Raw genomic sequence first — 20,987 nt, 5'->3', positions numbered from 1 at the left:
GCGGCGGCGCGCGGGGCCCGCCGGGGCGCGTAAGCAGTGAACTCCCCTGGCGCGGGCACTAGATTGAGCCCCGATCCACGCGCTGAGTACGGACGGACCGGCAGGTCAGGGGGCAAGGCCATGAGCAGCGAGGGCATGCAGGGCACGGACGGCTTCGCCGCGGAACGCGGTCTTCCGCCCGGCGGGGCGGTGCCGCCGCCGCGCCCCGCCCACGCACCGGGCGAGCAGGGCGTCCCCGCGGGCGCCACGTTCCTGACCTGGCTGCGCACGCCGAGGCCCGCCGCCCCGCCGGGCGTCTGGCGGTTCGGACACAAGCCGCGGGCGGCCCAGGAACCCGAGCGGACCCCGACCCGGCAACTGCTCAGCGGGGCGCTCATCGCCTTCCTGGTGGGCTGGCTCGTCTGGTCGCTGCTGTGGAACGGCTACCTGGGCGGCTGGTGGCTGCTGCCGCTGTACGCGATGGTCCCGGACTCCTGGGCCTCCCCGCACTCGGTCGCCTCGGTGGTCGTCGTCTACCTCTACTACGCCGTCTTCGCGGTCGGGATCATGGTCGCGGTCGGCCGGCTCGGCCGCTGGGGCGAGGTCTGGCGCCGCTTCGGCCCGCCCGCCTGGCGCTCGGCCGCCCCCGCCCAGGCCGAGCGCGCGCCCGCCCCCGAGAAGGACCCCGCCCAGTGGCCCCAGCTCCGCGAGGCCGGGGCCGTCGAGGCCGCCGAACGACTCGGCGCCGACGCCCGCGCCGGGCTCATGCGCGACGTCGACCACGCCCGCATCACGCGCGCGTGGCAGGGCGTCAAGCGCGGCCGGCACTCCCTCGCCGCGTTCGCCGCCGCCGTCGTCAAGGACGGTGCCGCCGCCTGCCCGCACCCCTCCGGCACCCGCGACCTGCCCGCCCGCGCCGCCCGCCACGACCTCGCCACCGCCCAGGTCAGGATCGGCACCGCGGCCGACGACCCCCGCAACCCCTACGCGTACCGGGGCGTCGGCCTCGCCCTCGGCCCGGACCTGCTCGGCACCTCTCTGCTGGCCGTCGGCCCGCCCGGCGCCGGCAAGACAGGCGGTGTCGTGTGGCCGCTGGCGGAGTCGCTGTGCCTGGGCGCGCTCGCCGGACGGGCCGCCGTGGTCGTCGTCGGGGCCGCCGGAGCGGGCCTCGGCTCGCAGGAGACGTACGACGTCGTGGTCCGCGTCGGCCAGCCCGACTCCGTCTACGACCTCGACCTGTACGGCGGCAGCAAGGACCCGGACGAGGCCGCCGCCATGCTCGCCGAAGCGCTCGTCGGCGACCTCGCCGACCCGCACCCCGGTGGCGACAGCCGCCGCTCCACGACCGTCCTCGCCCAGCTCCTCGGCCCCTTCCACACCGTCCACGGGCGCTTCCCCTCCGTGCCCGAGCTGCGCCGCCTGCTCGACGGAACACCCGCGGCGCTCGACTCCCTGCGCACGGCGCTCACCGAGGCAGGACAGGACGCCATGCTGCGCGAACTCGACGCCCGCGAGCGCCAGTTGGGCCATCCCGGCGACGTCGGCGCGGTGCTCGCCGACCGGATCGCCCTGCTCGACCGGCCCGCCTTCGCCCCGTTCTTCGACACCTCGGGCGCCACCCGCCCCTTCTCGCTGCGCGCCCTCGACCACCCCGTCCGCGTCCGGATCGACCTGCCCGAACGCGGCCACGCGGACGCCTCCCGGATCCTGGCCCGGCTCGTGCTCGCCCAGTTCATGACGAGCGTCGCCGTGCGCGAGGACCGCTCGCTGTTCGCGTGCCTCGTCCTCGACGACGCCACCGGAGTCGTCACCCCGCACGCCGTCCGCTCCGTCCAGCGGCTGCGCTCCGCCAACGCGGGGGCCGTGCTGACCCTGCGCACCCTCGACGACGTGCCGCGCCCGCTGCGCGGGCCCCTGCTCGGCTCCGTCGGCTGCCGGATGGCACTGTCCGGGCTCACCCCGTGGGACGGGCAGGATTTCGCCGAGGTGTGGGGCAAGGAGTGGACCGAGGCCCGCGACGTCACCGACCGGCAGATCATCGCCGAGACCCCGGCGGGCAAGGCGCTGCACGCCGTGCGCCGCGTCATCACCGGGCGCGCGCCGACCGCCCGCGCCGTCACCGTCCGCCAGGTCGAACGCGAACGCTGGTCCGCCTCCGACCTGGCCCACGCCGTCCCGCCCGGCCATGCCGTGCTCTCGCTCACCACCGTGCGCGGGGAGCACGCGCCGCCCCTGCTGATGGAGCTGCGCACCTGAAGGTGGGCTGAGAATCGCGGGGGCGGGGCCCTGGAGTACGTACGGTGAGGCAGAATCGGCACTGGTCGTTCATACGGACCGGCCAAAAGCTTCACAGGACCCGCGCCCCCCACGTGCCCCAGCTCACCTGAAGGCCCCATGCCGCCCACGCTCGCCTCCCTCGTCCACCACTCGGCGCTCAAACTCACCGTGCGGGCGGGCGAGGACCATCTGGACACCGCCGTCCGCTGGGCCCACGTGAGCGAACTCGCCGACCCCGTCCCCTACATGGAGGGCGGCGAGCTGCTGCTGATCACCGCCCTGAAACTGGACGCTGAGGACTTCGAGGCGATGCGCCGGTACGTGAAGCGGCTGTCGGCCGCGGGCGTGGTCGGGCTCGGCTTCGCCGTCGGCGTCAACTACGACGACGTACCGGAAGCACTCGTCAAGGCGGCGAAGGACGAAGGTCTCCCGCTGCTCGAAGTGCCGCCCCGCACGCCCTTCATCGCCATCAGCAAAGCGGTCTCCGCGGCCATCGCCGCCGACCAGTACCGGGCCGTCACCTCCGGATTCGCCGCCCAGCGCGAGTTGACCAAGCAGGCCCTGAACGAAGGCCCCGAAGGGCTGCTCGCCGTCCTCGCGGCGCAGGTGGACGGCTGGGCCGCCCTGTACGACGCGTCGGGTGCCGTCGTCGCCACCGCCCCCGAATGGGCGGGCCGCAGGGCCGCCCGGCTGACCGCCGACGTCGAACGGCTGCGGGATCGCCCCGCCCCCGCCAGCGCCGTCGTCGCGGGCGGCGCCGACGACCGCGTCGAACTGCACTCGATCGGCACGGGGCGACGGCCGCGCGCCGCCCTCGCCGTGGGCACCGCGGCGGCCCTCGGCACCGCCGAGCGGTACGCCCTGCACTCCGCGATCGCCCTGCTGACCCTCACCACCGAACGGTCCCGCGCCCTGTACGCCGCCGAGCAGCGGATCGGCGCGGCGGTACTGCGGATGTTGCTCGCGGGCGAACCCGACCACGCGCGAGCCGTCGCCGGCGACCTGTACGGCGCGCTCCTCGACGCCCCGTTCCGCATGGTCGCCGCGGAGGTCGTGGCACCCCCGCCGACCGGTGTCGCCGCTCCCGCGGGCGCCTCAGGGGGGACCGGCACGGCGCTGCTCCTCGCGGAGGCGGTGACCGGCGCGGGCGGGGCGTCCGGCGGCCCGCTGTCCGTCCTCGCCGACGTCGTGGAGTCCGCCGCCGCGCGCGCGGGCGAGGCCGTCCTGGTCGTCCCGCACGGCGAGCGGACGGTGCTGCTGGTGGTCGACGGCGGAGCCGCCGCGGAGGCGTGCGTGCAGTACGCCGAGGTGCTGGAGGCGACGCGGGCGGAGGGCTCCGCCGACGACGAACTCGTCATCGGTTTCTCGGCGCCGTCCGGGCCGATCGCCGCCGCGACCGCGTTCAAGCAGGCCGAGCAGGCCCTGTCCGTCGCGCGGCGGCGCGGGCGGGTCCTCGTCGAGCACGAGGACGTCGTCGCCGGTTCGGTGCTGCCGCTGCTCGGCGACGACGCGGTGCGCGCTTTCGCCGACGGGCTGCTGCGGGCGCTGCGCGACCATGACGCGACCGGTCGCGGCGACCTCGTCGCGTCCCTGCGGGCCTGGTTGTCACGGCACGGACAGTGGGACGCCGCCGCCGCGGATCTGGGGGTGCACCGGCATACGTTGCGGTACCGGATGCGGCGGGTCGAGGAGATCCTGGGCCGGTCCCTGGACGACCCGGACGTCCGGATGGAGCTGTGGCTGGCACTGAAGGCGACCGGGGCGTAGCGCCGCGCGGCTTCGCCGCAGCCCCCCGAGGGCGCACGGAGTGCGCCTCTCAGGGGCGCGGGGCTGTGCCGATCAGCGGCTTCGCCGCGGGGCGCGACCGGCCACGACGGCGGCGCACCCGCCACCTCTAGGTCACCCCACGGCGCCTAGTCCATTCCGGCGAACCCAACCCCCCGAACACTCCACCCCGGCCAATCCGACACCCGGCCGGCGGAGCCTACCGTGGGGGCCGGAACACGCCTACGTACACGAAAGGCCGGTAGAGACACATGACCGCCGCCCACGCCTTCTGGCTCGCCGGCCGCCAGGCCACCGGGGACGCCACCTTCGACGTCACCAACTCCTACGACGGCCGTCTCGTCGGCACCGTCAGCGTGCCGACAAAGGCGCAGGTCGAGGAGGCCGTCGCCGCCGCGCACGCGGTCCGCGAGGAGTTCGCCGCGACCCCGGCGCACGTCCGCGCCAAGGCGCTGAACCACGTCGCCGACCGCCTCACCGAGCGCACCGAGGAGATCGCCCGGCTGATCTCCGCCGAGAACGGCAAGCCGATCAAGTGGGCCCGGGGCGAGGTCGGCCGCGCCGTGTCCGTGTTCCGGTTCGCCGCCGAGGAGGCCCGCCGCTGGAACAGCGGTGACGCCCAGCGTCTCGACACCGACCAGGGCGGCACCGGCCGCCTCGCCCTGACGCGCCGCATCCCCAAGGGCGTCGTCCTCGGCATCGCCCCGTTCAACTTCCCGCTGAACCTCAGCGCCCACAAGGTCGCCCCGGCCATCGCGGTCGGCGCCCCCATCATCCTCAAGCCCGCCCCGGCGACCCCGCTGTCGTCCCTGGTCCTGGGCGAGCTGCTGGCCGAGACGGAGCTGCCCGCCGGTTCCTGGTCGGTCCTCACCGTCCCGAACGACCGGATGCCCGCCCTCGTCCAGGACGAGCGCCTGCCCGTCATCTCCTTCACGGGTTCGGGCCCCGTCGGCTACGCGATCATGGACAGCGTGCCGCGCAAGCACTGCACGCTGGAGCTCGGCGGCAACGGCGCGGCCGTCGTCCTCGCCGACTACGCCTCCGAGGCGGACCTGGACTGGGCGGCCGGCCGCATCGCCACGTTCTCCAACTACCAGGGCGGCCAGTCCTGCATCTCCGTGCAGCGCGTGATCGCCGACGCCGCCGTGTACGACCGGCTGCTCCCGAAGATCGTCGCCGCCGTCGAGGCGCAGGTCACCGGCGACCCTGCCGACGACGCCACCGACGTGGGCCCGCTGGTCAGCGAGGACGCCGCCAAGCGCGTGGAGGCGTGGGTGAGCGAGGCCGTGGACGCCGGCGCGACCCTCCTCGCGGGCGGCGAGCGCGACGGCGCCACCTACGCGCCGACCGTCCTCGCCGACGTACCGGACGACGTGACCATCTCCTGCGAGGAGGTCTTCGGGCCGGTCCTCACCGTGAAGAAGGTGGACGGCGAGGCCGCCGCCTTCGACGAGGTCAACTCCTCCAAGTACGGCCTCCAGGCAGGCGTGTTCACGCACGACCTGCAGACCGCGTTCCGCGCCCACCGCGCCCTTGAGGTCGGCGGGGTCGTCGTCGGCGACGTGCCGTCCTACCGCGCCGACCAGATGCCGTACGGCGGCGCCAAGCAGTCCGGCGTCGGCCGCGAGGGCGTGCGCTACGCCATGGACGACTACACGTACGAGCGGGTCCTCGTCCTGACCGGGCTCGCCCTGTAGCGACGTCCGAAGCACCACGACGGCCGGAGCCCACTGTGCGGGGGCTCCGGCCGTCGTGGGTTCAGGCCCTCAGCCCGCGGCCAGCGTCGTGCGCAGCGTGGTGACGGCCAGGGCGATGGCCGTCCCGGCGGCGTGCGTCTCGCGCAGGGCGTTGAGCATGACGAAGTCGTGGATGACGCCCTGGAAGCGGACCGCGGTGACCGGGACGCCCGCCTGGCGGAGCTTGTTCGCGTACGCCTCGCCCTCGTCGCGCAGCACGTCCGCCTCGCCGGTGATGACCAGGGCGGGCGGCAGCCCGGTCAGTTGCTCGGTGGTGGCCCGCAGCGGCGACGCGGTGATCTGCGCGCGCTCGCCCTCGTCGGTCGTGTACTGGTCCCAGAACCACTGCATGCCGTCGCGGCGCAGGAAGTAGCCCTCCGCGAACTGGTGGTAGGAGCCCGTGTCGAAGCTCGCGTCGGTGACCGGGTAGAACAGCACCTGGCCCAGCAGCGCAACGTCCCCGCGCTCCTTGGCCATGAGCGTCAGGGCGGCGCTCATGTTGCCGCCCACCGAGTCACCGGCGACGGCGAGCCGCGCCCCGTCCAGACCGTGCGAGGCGCCTTCGGCGACGATCCACCGGGCCACCGCGTAGTTCTGCTCGATCGCCACCGGGTAGCGGGCCTCGGGGGAGAGGTCGTACTCGGGGAAGACCACGGCGGCGCGGACGCCCACGGCCAGTTCACGTACGAGGCGGTCGTGCGTGTGCGCGTTGCCGAACACCCAGCCCGCGCCGTGGATGTAGAGGATCACCGGCAGCGTCCCCGAGACGCCCGCGGGCCGCACGATCCGCGCCCGCACACTGCCCGTCGGACCACCGGAGACGGTCACCCACTCCTCGTCCACCTCCGGCAGTTCCACCGGGCCGGACTGCACCTCGTCGACGGCCTTGCGGCCCTCCTCGGGCGCCAGGTCGAACAAAAACGGGGGACGCGCCGTCGCCTCCGCGAACGCGGCAGCCGCCGGTTCCAGCACCGGCACGACCGGCTCGAATGCATCCGACATGGAGAACTCCTCAGGATTCGGCACCACTTGGCTCGGCCCGCGTGACCGGACTGTCCGGTGGGGCCGCCTCGCCAAGTTAGCGGCGCGGGAGCGGGGCGCCTTGTCTGCCCGCGCACCACACGTGGCCTGACAGCGCACTCCATCGCCCCAGGTCATCCACTGTCCCGGCGACAGTGTGCGCTCACGGGCATCCGGTCGTGCGCTCCCCGGCAACCCGCCCGGCCCCCAGCCGCCTAACGTCGCCGCTCCAGTCAGCGCACAGCACCAACGGAGGCGGAACATGACCAGCGACACCCAGCCCGTGCACGGCAGTCAGCCGTGGCTGCACCAGAAGGGCGAGGTCATCCAGGAGTTCGGGACCGTCAAGCAGTTCCCCCTCGGCCTGTCCTACGAGGCCCGGATGTACGCCTGCCAGCGCCTGAACAAGGTCCTGGCCGACACGCAGATCCTCTACGGCCTCTACAAGAAGCACCACTGGCTGATGCGCGGCGCGACCTTCTACCAACTGCACATCGTCCTCGACAAGCACGCCGGGGAACAGCTCGAACTCGTCGACACCCTCGCCGAACGCGTCCAGGCCCTCGGCGGCGTCGCGGTCGGCGACCCCCGGCACGTCGCGGAGCTCACCTCGATCCCGCGCCCCCCGGACGGCGTCGAGGAGGTACCGGCGATGCTGTCCCGCCTCCTGGAGGCCCACGAGGCGATCCTCATAGCCGCCCACGACGCCGCCGCCCGCACCGCGGAACTCGGCGACGACGGCACCAACGACCTCCTCGTCTCGCAGATCATCAGGACCGGCGAACGCCAGGCATGGTTCCTCGCGGAGCACCTGGTCGACACCCCGCTCGTCCGCGCCTGAGCCGCACCCACCGCGCGAGGGCTGGCCGGGACGGGCCGGATCGGGTACATACGATCGGGTAGCACCGATCGGTAACGGGCCGGCCCGGTGCACCCGACGCGCGGCGAGGTGAACCTCATGTCCGCAACACCCAAGCCCCGGGCCAAGGTCTCCGAACGGGAGGCCCGGCAGGTCGCCGAGGCGGCCAGGGAACAGGACTGGCGCAAGCCCAGCTTCGCCAAGGAACTGTTCCTCGGCCGGTTCCGGCTCGACCTCATCCACCCGCACCCGATGCCCCCCGCCGAGGACGCGCGGCGCGGCGAGGCGTTCCTCGCCCGGCTGCGCGACTTCTGCGACACGAAGATCGACTCGGCCCGCATCGAGCGCGAGGCGCGGATCCCCGACGAGACGATCAACGGGCTCAAGGAGCTCGGCGCCCTCGGCATGAAGATCGACACCAAGTACGGCGGTCTCGGCCTCACCCAGGTCTACTACAACAAGGCGCTCGCCCTGGCCGGCTCGGCGAGCCCCGCCATCGGGGCCCTGCTCTCGGCCCATCAGTCGATCGGCGTACCGCAGCCGCTGAAGATGTTCGGCACCCAGGAGCAGAAGGACGCGTTCCTGCCGCGGTGTGCGCGCACCGACATCAGCGCGTTCCTGCTGACCGAGCCCGACGTGGGCTCCGACCCCGCCCGCCTGGCCACGACGGCCGTCCCGGACGGCGACAGCTATGTCCTCGACGGGGTGAAGCTGTGGACGACCAACGGGGTGGTCGCGGACCTCCTCGTCGTCATGGCGCGCGTGCCGAGGTCCGAGGGGCACAAGGGCGGCATCACCGCGTTCGTCGTGGAGGCCGCCGCCGACGGCATCACGGTCGAGAACCGCAACGCCTTCATGGGCCTGCGCGGCCTGGAGAACGGCGTCACCCGCTTCCACCAGGTCCGGGTCCCCGCGGCCCACCGCATCGGCCCCGAGGGCGCGGGGCTCAAGATCGCCCTCACCACGCTCAACACCGGCCGCCTCTCCCTGCCCGCGATGTGCGTGGGCGCCGGGAAATGGTGTCTGAAGATCGCCCGCGAATGGTCGGCGGCGCGCGAGCAGTGGGGCAAGCCCGTCGCGTTCCACGAGGCGGTCGGCGCGAAGATCTCCTTCATCGCGGCCACCACCTTCGCCCTGGAGGCCGTGCTGGACCTGTCCTCCCAGATGGCCGACGAGGACCGCAACGACATCCGCATCGAGGCCGCCCTCGCCAAGCTGTACGGCTCCGAGATGGCCTGCCTCATGGCCGACGAACTCGTCCAGATCCGGGGCGGGCGCGGCTTCGAGACCGCCGACTCCCTCGCGGCCCGCGGCGAACGCGCCGTCCCCGCCGAACAGGTCCTGCGCGACCTGCGCATCAACCGCATCTTCGAGGGCTCGACCGAGATCATGCACCTGCTGATCGCCCGCGAGGCCGTCGACGCCCACCTGTCCGTGGCCGGCGACCTCATCGACCCGGACAAGTCCCTCACGGACAAGGCGAAGGCAGGCGCAAAAGCCGGTGGCTTTTACGCGAAGTGGCTGCCGAAGCTCGTCACAGGGCCGGGTCAACTCCCGCGCTCCTACGCCGAGTTCCACCCCGAGGGCCACCCGGACCTCTCCGGCCACCTGCGCTACGTCGAGCGCTCCGCCCGTAAACTCGCCCGCTCCACCTTCTACGCCATGTCCCGCTGGCAGGGCCGCATGGAGACCAAACAGGGCTTCCTCGGCCGCGTCGTCGACATCGGCGCCGAACTGTTCGCCATGAGCGCGGCCTGCGTACGCGCCGAACTCCTGCGCACCACCGAGGAGTACGGCCGCGAGGCCTACCAGCTCGCCGACGTCTTCTGCCGCCAGGCCCGCATCCGCGCCGACGAACTCTTCGACCGCCTGTGGACCAACACCGACGACCTCGACCACAAGGTCGTCAAGGGTGTCCTCAGCGGCACGTACACCTGGCTGGAGCAGGGCATCGTCGACCCGAGCGGCGAAGGGCCCTGGATCGCCGACGCGACCCCCGGCCCGAGCAAGCGGGAGAACGTCCACCGCCCGATCCGCTGACAGCCGCCCCCGCGCCGGAAGCCGGTGCGGGGGCATGGTGTCGGTCACACAGGGAGGCCAGGCAACAATAGGGGCATGACCGACAGCCCAGCGCCGCTCGCCGACCCCCACCTCGTCTTCGACCCCGCCCCGGGCGACGCCCCCAGGGACATCGCCGTCCTCGGCGCGACGGGCTCGATCGGCACCCAGGCCATCGACCTCGTGCTGCGCAACCCGGACCGTTTCCGCGTCACCGCGCTCAGCGCCGCGGGCGGCCGGGTCGCCCTCCTGGCCGAGCAGGCGTACCGGCTGCGCGTACGCACCGTCGCCGTCGCCCGCGAGGAGGCCGTGCCCGCGCTGCGCGAGGCGCTGGCCGACCGGTACGGGCCGGGGGAGGCGCTCCCGGAGATCCTCGCGGGCCCGGACGCCGCCACCGAGATCGCGGGCCGCGGCGACTGCCACACGGTCCTCAACGGCATCACCGGCTCCATCGGTCTGGCGCCCACCCTCGCCGCCCTGGAGGCGGGCCGCACCCTGGCCCTCGCCAACAAGGAGTCGCTGATCGTCGGCGGCCCCCTGGTCAAGGCGCTGGCCAAGCCGGGCCAGATCATCCCGGTCGACTCCGAGCACGCCGCCCTCTTCCAGGCCCTCGCCGCCGGGACCCGCGCCGACGTCCGCAAGCTCGTCGTCACCGCGTCCGGCGGCCCCTTCCGCGGACGCACGAAGGCCGACCTCGCCGACGTCACGGTCGAGGACGCGCTCGCCCACCCCACCTGGGCGATGGGCCCGGTCATCACGGTCAACTCGGCGACCCTGGTCAACAAGGGCCTGGAGGTCATCGAGGCGCACCTGCTCTACGACATCCCCTTCGACCGCATCGAGGTCGTCGTCCACCCGCAGTCCTACGTGCACTCCATGGTCGAGTACGTCGACGGCTCCTCGCTCCTCCAGGCGACCCCGCCCGACATGCGCGGCCCCATCGCGATCGGACTCGGCTGGCCCGAGCGCATCCCCGACGCGGCCCCCGCGTTCGACTGGACGAAGGCCGCGAGCTGGGAGTTCTTCCCGCTCGACAACGACGCGTTCCCGTCGGTGAACCTGGCCCGGCACGTGGGGGAGCTCGCGGGCACGGCCCCGGCGGTGTTCAATGCCGCCAACGAGGAATGTGTGGACGCCTTCCTGAAGGGCGCCCTGCCGTTCAACGGGATCATGGAGACCGTGACGAAGGTGGTCGAGGAACACGACGCCCCTTCGACGGCGGTACCGGGAACTTCTCTCACCGTCGCGGACGTCCTCGAAGCGGAGACCTGGGCGCGCGCCCGGGCCCGTGAACTGACGGCGACGAACCGGACGACGACCGCGGAGGCTCGTGCATGACGACCTTGATGATGATTCTCGGCGTAGTCGTCTTCGTGGTGGGCCTGCTCATCTCCATCGCCTGGCACGAACTCGGCCACCTGTCGACGGCGAAACTCTTCGGCATCCGCGTCCCGCAGTACATGGTCGGATTCGGACCCACGATCTTCTCGCGGAAGAAGGGCGAGACCGAGTACGGCGTCAAGGCGATCCCGCTCGGCGGCTACATCCGCATGATCGGCATGTTCCCGCCCGGCGAGGACGGCAAGATCGAGGCCCGTTCGACCTCCCCGTTCCGCTCCATGGTGGAGGACGCCCGCGCCGCCGCCTTCGAGGAGCTGAAGCCCGGCGACGAGACCCGCCTGTTCTACACGCGCAAGCCCTGGAAGCGCGTCATCGTGATGTTCGCGGGCCCCTTCATGAACCTGATCCTGGCGGTCGCCCTCTTCTTCGTGGTCCTCATGGGCTTCGGCATCACGCAGCAGACGAACACGGTCGAGTCGGTCTCGCCGTGCGTCATCCAGGCCAGCGCCCAGCGCGACACCTGCAAGGCCTCCGACCCGCGGTCCCCGGCCAAGGCCGCGGGCCTCAAGGCCAAGGACAAGATCGTCTCGTTCGACGGCGTTCCGACGGACAAGTGGAACACCCTGTCCGACAAGATCCGCGAGAGCGCGGGCCGGACCGTCCCGATCGTCGTGGAGCGCGACGGGCAGCGAAAGACGCTGACCGCGAAGATCGCCACGAACACGGTCGCGAAGAAGGACTCCAGCGGCCAGATCACCGACGGCTACGTCAAGGCAGGCTTCCTCGGCTTCACCGCGGCCACCGGCGTCGTCCACCAGGACTTCGGCGACTCCGTGACCTGGATGGGCGACCGGGTCGGCGACGCCGTCGACTCCATCGTCGCCCTCCCGGCGAAGATCCCCGCCCTGTGGGACGCGGCCTTCGGCGACGGCCCGCGCGAGCAGGACTCCCCGATGGGCGTGGTCGGCGCGGCCCGCGTCGGCGGCGACATCGCGGCGCTCGACATCCCCGCCACCCAGAAGGTGGCCATGTCGCTGATGCTGGTCGCCGGGTTCAACCTGTCGCTCTTCCTCTTCAACATGCTGCCCCTGCTCCCGCTGGACGGCGGGCACATCGCGGGCGCCCTGTGGGAGGCGCTGCGCCGCAACCTCGCCCGCGTCTTCCGGCGCCCCGACCCGGGCCCCTTCGACGTCGCCAAGCTCATGCCGGTCGCGTACGTGGTGGCCGGGATCTTCGTCTGCTTCACGGTCCTGGTACTGATCGCCGACGTGGTCAACCCTGTGAAGATCTCCTGATTGAGGATGATTCGCGGCGGCTGGGCATCCTGTGTGCCCGGCTGCCAACCTTCGAGTGGGTTTAAGGGGCGCGGTGTGCTCGGCCGCGCGCCGGTGACGTAATCTCGGATGCCTGGGACTCGATCCATACCTTGGGGTTGCACAGCAGATGACTGCGATTTCACTCGGCATGCCGGATGTACCGATCAAGCTCGCCGAGCGGCGCAAGAGCCGGCAGATCCAGGTCGGCACCGTGGCGGTCGGCGGCGACGCCCCGATCTCGGTGCAGTCGATGACGACGACGCGCACCTCCGACATCGGCGCCACGCTCCAGCAGATCGCCGAGCTGACCGCGTCCGGCTGCCAGATCGTGCGGGTGGCCTGCCCCACGCAGGACGACGCCGACGCGCTGCCGATCATCGCCAAGAAGTCGCAGATCCCGGTCATCGCCGACATCCACTTCCAGCCGAAGTACGTCTTCGCCGCCATCGAGGCGGGCTGCGCCGCGGTCCGGGTCAACCCGGGCAACATCAAGCAGTTCGACGACAAGGTCAAGGAGATCGCCAAGGCGGCCCGGGACCACGGCACCCCGATCCGCATCGGTGTGAACGCGGGCTCCCTCGACCGCCGCCTGCTCCAGAAGTACGGAAAGGCGACCCCCGAGGCCCTCGCCGAGTCGGCGCTGTGGGAGGCGTCCCTCTTCGAGGAGCACGACTTCCGCGACATCAAGATCTCGGTCAAGCACAACGACCCGGTCGTCATGGTCAACGCCTACCGGCTCCTCGCCGAGAAGTGCGACTACCCGCTGCACCTCGGCGTCACCGAGGCCGGCCCCGCCTTCCAGGGCACCATCAAGTCGGCCGTCGCGTTCGGCGCGCTGCTCTCCGAGGGCATCGGCGACACCATCCGCGTCTCGCTCTCCGCGCCCCCGGTCGAGGAGATCAAGGTCGGCAACCAGATCCTGGAGTCGCTGGGCCTGCGCCCGCGCCGCCTGGAGATCGTCTCCTGCCCCTCCTGCGGCCGCGCCCAGGTCGACGTCTACAAGCTCGCCGAAGAGGTCACCGCCGGCCTCGACGGCATGGAGGTCCCGCTGCGCGTGGCCGTCATGGGCTGCGTCGTCAACGGCCCCGGCGAGGCCCGCGAGGCCGACCTCGGCGTCGCCTCCGGCAACGGCAAGGGACAGATCTTCGTCAAGGGCGAGGTCATCAAGACCGTGCCCGAGTCGAAGATCGTGGAGACGCTGATCGAGGAGGCTATGAAGATCGCCGAGCAGATGGAGAAGGACGGCGTGGCCTCCGGCGAGCCGTCCGTCGCCGTCGCGGGCTGAGCCCCGGCGCTCCGCCCGTGCCCCACGGCCCGGGCGGAGGCGGCTCGAACCACCGGCAGGTACAGTGCGGAGATCAGCAGCCCACCCCGAAGGCCCCGCACGTGTTGACCCAGACCACCACACGGGTCCTCGAACCGAGTGACCTCGACGCCGCGCTCGCCGTGCTCGACCGCGAGCCGGTGACCAATGCCTTCGTCACGGCCCGCGTCCGGGTCGCGGGCCTCGACCCGTGGCGGCTCGGCGGCGAGATGTGGGGCTGGTACGAGGACGGCATGCTGGAGTCGCTCTGCTACGCGGGCGCCAATCTCGTGCCGATCTGCGCCACCGACCGCGCCGTCCGCGGCTTCGCCGACCGGGCCAGGCGCTCCGGCCGCCGCTGCTCCTCCATCGTCGGGCCCTCCGGGCCGACCGCCCTGCTGTGGCGGCTGCTCGAAGGGAGCTGGGGCCCCGCCCGCGACGTCCGCCCGCACCAGCCGCTGATGGTGACCGACCGGATGCCCGCCGACATCGCCCCGGACCCGTACGTGCGCCGGATCCGCAAGGACGAGATGGACGCGATCATGCCGGCGTGCGTGGCCATGTTCACCGAGGAGGTCGGCGTCTCCCCGCTGGCCGGTGACGGCGGCCTGCTCTACCAGGCGCGGGTGGCCGAACTGGTCGGCTCCGGGCGCTCGTTCGCCCGCCTCGACGAGCACGGCAAGGTCGTCTTCAAGGCCGAGATCGGCGCGGCCACCGACCAGGCCTGCCAGATCCAGGGCGTCTGGGTGGCGCCCGAGTACCGCGGTCGCGGCCTGGCCGCCCCCGGCATGGCCGCCGTGCTGCGCTACGCCCTCGCCGACGTCGCCCCCGTCGTCAGCCTCTACGTCAACGACTTCAACGCCCCGGCCCGCGCCACCTACCGGCGCGTGGGGTTCGAGGAGGTCGGGGAGTTCATGAGCGTCCTGTTCTAGGACGCTGTCCGCTCCTGCGGTGCCCGTCTCCTGTGGTGCCCGTCTCATCTTTTTGACGGCGTTTGACATTAGTGAGTCTTATGAACCATAAAGGGAGAACTTTGGTTTAAGGTTCACTGACTGTAGGTGCCACGCGATGTCTGTTTCCGGCCGAGCCGCCCCGTCCGACGACCCCCAGCGGGACTGGGAGGCGTGGCGTGCCGAGCGGCACCGCTCCGTCACCGCGCCGACCGGGAACCTGGCCCTCGTCGAGACCCGCTGGCTGCCCGCCGGTGAACTCCCCGACCTGGACACCGTCCGCGCCGAACAGCCCGACACCGTGACGGTCACCGCGCTGGACCGCACCGACCTGGTCACCGGCGAACCCGAGCACGGCCTGCGCCGCTGGGACGCGAACGCCCCCGCCCTGCGGGACTTCGAGCGCATCGACGCCTTCCCGTACGACCCGCGCTGGGTCCTCGACGCCACGTACACCCCCGTCGAGGGCGCCCGACTCGTCGCCTTCGAGCACCTTCGCGACAACGGCGGCACCCGCGAGAAGGTCGTCCCCGGCGACATCACCCTCACCGTCGACGGCACCGCCTACACGCTCTCCGCCTTCGACGACGACGGCACCCTGCTGCTCGTCTTCGGCGACCCGACCAACGGTGACTCGACGTACGGCGCCGGGCGCTTCCTCTTCGTGGAGCACACCGGCGAGGGCCGCGTACGCCTCGACTTCAACCGGGCCTTCGTGCCCCCGTGCGGCTTCTCCGATCAGTACAACTGTCCGATGCCGCCGCGGCAGAACCGTTTCCACCTGCCCGTCGAGGCGGGCGAAAAGCTTCCGGTCTTCCGCGGCGGCGCCGCCGGCACCGCCCACTGATCCTCCCCTCGCTTCCCCCGAAGCTCCGCGCGAAGGCACCTCCATGAACCTCCCCAAGAAGCCCCTCTCCGTCGGCGTGCTCACCGTCGCCCTCGCCGTCACCCTGGCCGCCTGCGGCGGTGGCGGCACCGGCTCCACGTCGGGCGGCGGGACCTACGACAAGAACGCCACGGTCGCCATAGGCTCGCTCTACGAACCGCAGAACCTCGACAACACCGGGGGCGGCGGCCAGGGCGTCACCGAAGCCCTCAACGGCAACGTCTACGAAGGTCTCTTCAAGCTCACCGACGACGGCAAGGTCGACAAACTCCTCGCCGAGGACTACAAGGTCTCCGGTGACGGCCTCAGCTACGCCTTCACCCTCCGCAAGGGCGTCAAGTTCCACAGCGGCAAGGCCTTGACCAGCAAGGACGTCAAGTACAGCCTGGAGAAGGTGCTCGCGAAGGACTCGCAGTCCGCGCGCAAGGCGAACCTCGAGGTCGTCAAGGACATCGCCACACCCGACGCGAGGACCGTCAAGGTCACGCTGAAGAAGAAGTCGATCTCCTTCGTCTACAACCTCTCCTACGTCTGGATCATCAACGCCGACGCGAAGAACCTGAAGACGACCGAGGACGGCACCGGCCCGTACACGCTGGACAAGTGGACGCGCGGCTCGGCGCTCAGCCTCGACCGCTTCACCGGCTACTGGGGTCCCGCCGCCAAGAACAAGCAGGTCGTCTTCCACTACTACAAGGACGCGACCGCCCTCAACAACGCGCTGCTCACGAACGCCGTGGACGTCGTCACCGGCGAGCAGTCGCCGGACGCCCTCGACCAGTTCAAGTCGAACCAGAACTACAAGGTCAACGACGGCGACTCGACCACCAAGCTGCTCCTCGCCTTCAACGACAAGGCCAAGCCGTTCACCGACGTCAAGGTGCGCCGGGCCGTCTCCGCCGCCATCGACGACAAGAAACTCCTCTCGTCCGTCTGGGGCGGCTACGGCAAGCAGATCGGGTCGATGGTGCCGCCCACCGACCCCTGGTACGAGGACCTGACGGACGTCGACGCGTACGACGTCACCAAGGCCAAGAAGCTGCTGAAGGACGCGGGATACGGCAAGGGGTTCAGCTTCACGCTCGACACCCCGAACTACGACCCGCACCCCACCGCCGCCACCTTCATCAAGTCGCAGCTCGCCAAGGTCGGCATCACCGTCGAGATCAACACGATCACACCCGACGAGTGGTACACGAAGGTCTACAAGAACCACGACTTCACGGCGACGCTCCAGGAGCACGTCAACGACCGCGACCTCGTCTGGTACGGCAACCCCGACTTCTACTGGGGCTACGACGACAAGCAGGTCCAGCAGTGGGTCGAGCAGGCCGAGGAGGCGTCGAGCACCGCGCGCCAGACCGAGCTGCTGAAGAAGGTCAACCGCAAGACCGCCGAGGACGCGGCCAGCGACTGGCTGTACCTGTATCCGCAGATCGTCGTCGCGAACACGAAGCTGTCGGGCTACCCGCTCAACGGCCTCAACTCCCAGTTCTTCGCGTACGGCATCAAGAAGAACCGCTGACCCCGCCATGGTCAGGTACCTCCTGCGGAGACTGGTGTTCCTGCTGGTCTCCCTCGTCCTCGCGTCCGTCGTGCTCTTCGTGCTCCTGCGGATGCTGCCCGGCGACCCGGCGAACGCGCTCACCTCGGTGGGCGCCTCGCCGCAGCAGATCGCCGCGGCCCGCCACGCCATCGGCTCCGACCGGCCGCTGCCGCAGCAGTTCACCCACTGGGTCGGACAACTGGCCGGTGGCGACCTCGGCACGTCGTTCGTCAGCTCGCTGCCCGTCGGACCCGAGGTCTCCCAGCGCCTGAACGTGACCGTGCCGCTGACCCTCTCCGCGTTCGTCCTCGCCGTGCTCGTCGCCGTTCCCGCCGGGTTCGTGGCCGCGTACAAGAAGCACACCTGGTACGGGGCGCTGCTCAGCGGCGTCTCCCAACTGGGCATCGCCGTACCGGTGTTCTGGCTCGGCATGATCCTCATCGCGGTCTTCGCGCTGAACGCGGGCTGGCTGCCCTCCGGCGGCTTCCCGCAGGACGGCTGGGACACCCCGGCCGAGGCGGTCCGCTCGCTCGTCCTGCCGGTGGTGACGGTGGCGCTGGTGATGTCCGCTTCCCTGATCCGGTACGTACGCTCGGCCACCCTCGACGTCCTCGACAGCGAGTACCTGCGCACGGCACGGGCCCTCGGCTCCTCCTTCGGCCGGGCCATGTGGCGCCACGGGCTGCGCAACGCCGCTGTGCCGGTCATCTCGGTCCTCGGCATCGAACTGGCCTCCACACTGCTCGGCGCCGTCGTCGTCGAGTCCGTGTACGCGCTGCCCGGCCTCGGCTCGATGCTCGCGACCGGCATCGCCCAGCACGACTACCCGGTCATCCAGGGCGTGCTGTTCGTGTCGACGTTCGCCGTGCTGATCATCGGGTTCGCCGCGGACCTCGTGCAGCGCGTCGTGGACCCGCGGCTGCGCGGCCGGCTGTCGGGCGGTGGCCTGCGATGAAACGCCGATCGTCCCTCACCCTGTGGACGGGCTCGGTGCTCGCGGGACTCGTCGTCCTGCTCGCCCTCGTCTCCCTCTTCTGGCTGCCCTACGACAGCGACGACACCTCCGGCGAACGGCTCTCGGGCCCCGGCGACGGACACCTGCTCGGCACCGACAAACTCGGCCGTGACCTGTTCACGCAGCTCATGACCGGCTCCCGGATCGCCCTGGAGTCCGGCCTCGGAGCGGTCGCCGTGGCCGCGCTGCTCGGCGTCTGCCTGGGCGTGCTCGCGGCCTTCGCCCAGGGCTGGTTCGACGACACCCTCTCCGCGCTGCTCGACATCCTCATCGCGTTCCCGACGCTGCTGCTCGCCATGCTGATCGTCGCCGCGCGCTCGGCGACGCTCGGCTCCGCGATCCTCGCCATCGGCCTCGCCCAGAGCGCCGTCGTGGCCCGGCTGACCCGGATCCTGGTCAAGCGCGTCCTCGCCCAGGACTACATCACCGCGTCCCGTACCTCGGGCACGTCCTGGCCCCGGGTCGTCGCCCGGCACGTCCTGCCCAACATCTGGCCGACGCTCGCGGTCAACCTGGCGCTCCAGTTCGGCCTCGCCGTGCTCGCCGAGGCGGGCCTGTCCTACCTGGGCCTCGGCGCACCGCCGCCGAACGCCTCGTGGGGCCGCATGCTCCAGGAGGCCCAGGCGACGTTCACGACGGCGCCGGCGGGCGCGCTCGCGCCGGGCGTGCTGCTCGTCCTCCTGGTGATCGGCGTCAACCTGATCGCGGACGGGCTCCGCGACGTCCTCGACCCGACGGCCCGCAAGGGAAGGGCAGCGCTGTGAACGACCCCCTGCTCGCGGTCTCCGGCCTGACGATCCGGACCGCCGAGGGCCGCCCGCTCGTCTCGGACCTGAGCCTCACGATCGCGCGCGGCGAACGGCTCGGCCTCATCGGCGAGTCCGGCTCGGGCAAGTCCCTGACGACGCTCGCCGCGCTCGGCCTGCTGCCCCCCGGCATGACGGCGACCGGCAGCGTCGAACTGGACGGCACCCAGATCGTCGGCGCGGCCGAACGGACCCTCGCCGGCGTGCGTGGCCGCGCCGCCGCCGTCGTCTTCCAGGAACCGCTGACCGCCCTGGACCCGCTGATGCGGGTGGGCCGCCAGATCGCCGGTCCGCTGCGCAGGCGGCGGCAGGTGAAGGGCGCGGCGCTGCGGAGTGCGGTGACCGCCCTGCTCGACCAGGTGCGGCTGCCGGACCCGGACCGCGTCGCCCGCGCCTTCCCGCACGAGATCTCCGGCGGCCAGCGCCAGCGCGTCGCGCTCGCCATGGCCCTGGCCTGCGACCCGGCGCTGCTCATCGCCGACGAACCGACGACGGCGCTCGACGTGACGGTGCAGGCCGAGATGCTCGACCTGATCGACGCACTCGTCCGCGACCGGGGCATGGCCGTGCTGTTCGTCAGCCACGACCTCGCCGTCGTCTCCCGCGTCACCGACCGGGTGCTCGTCATGAAGGACGGCCGCGCGGTCGAGACGGGCGCCGTCGCCGACGTCGTACGCGCTCCCCGCGAGCCCTACACCAAGGCGCTGGTCGACAGCGCACGTCAACTGGAATCGGCGCTCGACCTGAGAGGTGCGCGATGACCGCGATCCTGGAACTGGACGCGGTGTCGTACGCGTACCGCGGCAGCGAGGACCCGGTCGTCCGGGACGTGTCCGTGAGCGTCGAGGCCGGGCGGAGCCTCGCGCTCGTCGGCGAGTCGGGAGCCGGCAAGACGACGCTGCTGCGGATGCTGCTCGGTCTCGCCCGGCCCACCGCCGGAACGGTGCGCTTCGACGGCGATCCCCTGCGGCCGGGCGACCGGGCGCGGATGCGGAGCTTCAGGCGCACCGTCCAGTGCGTCTTCCAGGACCCGTACGCCTCCCTCGACCCGCGCCAGCGCGTGCGCCGCATCGTGGCCGAACCGCTCGGCTCGCTCGGCGTCGCCACCGGCGCGGACGCCGCCCGCCGCGTCGCCGACGCACTCGAACGGGTGGGCCTCCCGGCGGACGCGGGGGAGCGCTATCCGCACGAGTTCTCCGGCGGCCAGCGCCAGCGCATCGCCATCGCGCGGGCCACGGTCTGCGACCCCCGCGTCCTGCTCGCCGACGAACCGGTCTCCGCGCTCGACGTCACGACCCGCGTGAAGGTCGTCGACCTGCTGGCCGAGCTGAAGGAGACGGCGGGCCTCACGATCGTCATGGTCTCCCACGACCTGTCGGTGGTGGCCGCCCTGTGCGAACGCACCGCCGTACTGGAGCGCGGCCGGGTCGTCGAGTCCGGCGCCACCTCCACGGTCCTCGGCACGCCCGCACACGCCTACACCCGTCGCCTGCTCGCCAGCGTGCCCCGGCTGCCCGCCGAGGCCTGACCCCGGGTACTCTCCGGGCATGCCGCACCGGAACCGTACGGACGACGCCGCCGCCGTCACCATCGGCCCCCTCGATCTGCACGCCCGCGTCGACGAGGCGCTCGCCGTCCAGGCGCACGCCTTCGGCCTCAGCGACGACGAGATCGCCGTCCGCCGCCAGATCGTGCTGCGCCACATCACCTACGCGGGCGCCCGCGCCCTCGGCGCCACCACGGAGACCGGCCGCCTCGTCGGCTTCGTCTACGGCATGCCCAACGACCGCACCCACTGGTGGTCCACGGTCGTCGAGCCGTACCTGCGCGCGGCCGGCCACGACCACTGGCTCGACGACTCCTTCGTCATCACCGAGCTGCACGTCCACCCCGGCTACCAGAACCGCGGCATCGGCCGCACCCTCATCACCACCATCACCGACGCCGCCACCCAGCCCCGCTCGATCCTCTCCGCGATCGACTTCGACAGCCCGGCCCGCGGCCTCTACCACTCCCTCGGCTACGAGGACCTGTCCCGCCAGGTCCTGTTCCCGAGCGCCCCCAAGCCGTACGCGGTGATGGGCGCGCCCCTGCCGCTGCGCCGCTGACA

Annotated in this window: 17 protein-coding genes; 16 read left to right on the top strand and 1 reads right to left on the bottom strand. The window is 71.9% G+C overall.

The features are described from left to right. The first annotated feature begins 120 nt into the window (after positions 1-120). From ACIRF8_RS26255 to ACIRF8_RS26245, 3 genes are all read left to right on the top strand, one after another. Positions 121-2,235 carry an ATP-binding protein gene (locus ACIRF8_RS26255; protein ID WP_404218357.1) on the top strand — a complete coding sequence of 705 codons (2,115 nt, stop codon included), beginning with the start codon at positions 121-123 and terminating at the stop codon, positions 2,233-2,235. A gap of 138 nt (positions 2,236-2,373) precedes the next feature. After that, positions 2,374-4,023: a PucR family transcriptional regulator gene (locus ACIRF8_RS26250; protein WP_404218355.1), complete on the top strand. Its 1,650-nt coding sequence runs from the start codon at positions 2,374-2,376 to the stop codon at positions 4,021-4,023. A gap of 269 nt (positions 4,024-4,292) precedes the next feature. Then, positions 4,293-5,738, top strand: a complete 1,446-nt coding sequence (locus tag ACIRF8_RS26245; protein ID WP_404218353.1) for an aldehyde dehydrogenase family protein — start codon at positions 4,293-4,295, stop codon at positions 5,736-5,738. A 69-nt stretch (positions 5,739-5,807) separates the two neighbouring features. Here ACIRF8_RS26245 and ACIRF8_RS26240 read toward each other — a convergent pair whose 3' ends face one another. Next, positions 5,808-6,779, bottom strand: a complete 972-nt coding sequence (locus tag ACIRF8_RS26240) for an alpha/beta hydrolase (protein WP_404218351.1) — start codon at positions 6,777-6,779, stop codon at positions 5,808-5,810. 280 nt (positions 6,780-7,059) lie between these two features. On the opposite strand from ACIRF8_RS26240, the gene ACIRF8_RS26235 reads away from it, so the two are divergent. From ACIRF8_RS26235 to ACIRF8_RS26175, 13 genes are all read left to right on the top strand, one after another. Beyond that, complete coding sequence (locus ACIRF8_RS26235; protein WP_404218349.1) at positions 7,060-7,638, top strand: Dps family protein; 579 nt, start codon at positions 7,060-7,062, stop codon at positions 7,636-7,638. A 117-nt stretch (positions 7,639-7,755) separates the two neighbouring features. Then, the gene (locus ACIRF8_RS26230) at positions 7,756-9,696 is read left to right on the top strand and encodes an acyl-CoA dehydrogenase family protein (RefSeq protein ID WP_404218347.1); all 1,941 of its coding nucleotides are present in this window, start codon (positions 7,756-7,758) and stop codon (positions 9,694-9,696) included. Between the two features lie 75 nt (positions 9,697-9,771). Next, positions 9,772-11,052 (top strand): 1-deoxy-D-xylulose-5-phosphate reductoisomerase, encoded by a 1,281-nt coding sequence (gene dxr / locus ACIRF8_RS26225; RefSeq protein ID WP_404218345.1) that lies wholly within the window; start codon positions 9,772-9,774, stop codon positions 11,050-11,052. Beyond that, complete coding sequence (locus ACIRF8_RS26220; protein ID WP_404218343.1) at positions 11,049-12,350, top strand: M50 family metallopeptidase; 1,302 nt, start codon at positions 11,049-11,051, stop codon at positions 12,348-12,350. Before dxr ends, ACIRF8_RS26220 begins: the two co-directional genes overlap by 4 nt. Positions 12,351-12,498: 148 nt before the next feature. After that, entirely contained in the window at positions 12,499-13,656 is a 1,158-nt protein-coding gene (ispG, locus tag ACIRF8_RS26215; RefSeq protein ID WP_404218341.1) for a flavodoxin-dependent (E)-4-hydroxy-3-methylbut-2-enyl-diphosphate synthase, read from the top strand. A gap of 101 nt (positions 13,657-13,757) precedes the next feature. Further along, complete coding sequence (locus ACIRF8_RS26210; protein WP_404218339.1) at positions 13,758-14,606, top strand: GNAT family N-acetyltransferase; 849 nt, start codon at positions 13,758-13,760, stop codon at positions 14,604-14,606. 136 nt (positions 14,607-14,742) lie between these two features. Further along, on the top strand, positions 14,743-15,471 hold the full coding sequence (locus tag ACIRF8_RS26205; protein ID WP_404218337.1) for a DUF1684 domain-containing protein: 729 nt from the start codon (positions 14,743-14,745) through the stop codon (positions 15,469-15,471). Positions 15,472-15,514: 43 nt separating this feature from the next. Next, positions 15,515-17,035 carry an ABC transporter substrate-binding protein gene (locus ACIRF8_RS26200; RefSeq protein WP_404218334.1) on the top strand — a complete coding sequence of 507 codons (1,521 nt, stop codon included), beginning with the start codon at positions 15,515-15,517 and terminating at the stop codon, positions 17,033-17,035. A gap of 7 nt (positions 17,036-17,042) precedes the next feature. Further along, the gene (locus ACIRF8_RS26195) at positions 17,043-18,011 is read left to right on the top strand and encodes an ABC transporter permease (RefSeq protein WP_404218332.1); all 969 of its coding nucleotides are present in this window, start codon (positions 17,043-17,045) and stop codon (positions 18,009-18,011) included. Then, positions 18,008-18,835 (top strand): ABC transporter permease, encoded by an 828-nt coding sequence (locus ACIRF8_RS26190; protein WP_404218330.1) that lies wholly within the window; start codon positions 18,008-18,010, stop codon positions 18,833-18,835. Before ACIRF8_RS26195 ends, ACIRF8_RS26190 begins: the two co-directional genes overlap by 4 nt. Then, positions 18,832-19,638 carry an ATP-binding cassette domain-containing protein gene (locus ACIRF8_RS26185; RefSeq protein WP_404218328.1) on the top strand — a complete coding sequence of 269 codons (807 nt, stop codon included), beginning with the start codon at positions 18,832-18,834 and terminating at the stop codon, positions 19,636-19,638. The genes ACIRF8_RS26190 and ACIRF8_RS26185 overlap by 4 nt, the downstream gene beginning before the upstream one ends. Beyond that, on the top strand, positions 19,635-20,405 hold the full coding sequence (locus tag ACIRF8_RS26180; protein WP_404218326.1) for an ABC transporter ATP-binding protein: 771 nt from the start codon (positions 19,635-19,637) through the stop codon (positions 20,403-20,405). Before ACIRF8_RS26185 ends, ACIRF8_RS26180 begins: the two co-directional genes overlap by 4 nt. A gap of 19 nt (positions 20,406-20,424) precedes the next feature. Then, on the top strand, positions 20,425-20,985 hold the full coding sequence (locus tag ACIRF8_RS26175; RefSeq protein WP_404218324.1) for a GNAT family N-acetyltransferase: 561 nt from the start codon (positions 20,425-20,427) through the stop codon (positions 20,983-20,985). Positions 20,986-20,987: the final 2 nt, after the last annotated feature.

The sequence above is a fragment of the Streptomyces sp. NPDC102406 genome, assembly GCF_044765725.1.
Lineage (GTDB): Bacteria > Actinomycetota > Actinomycetes > Streptomycetales > Streptomycetaceae > Streptomyces.
This window is presented reverse-complemented; position numbering and strand designations above follow the sequence as displayed.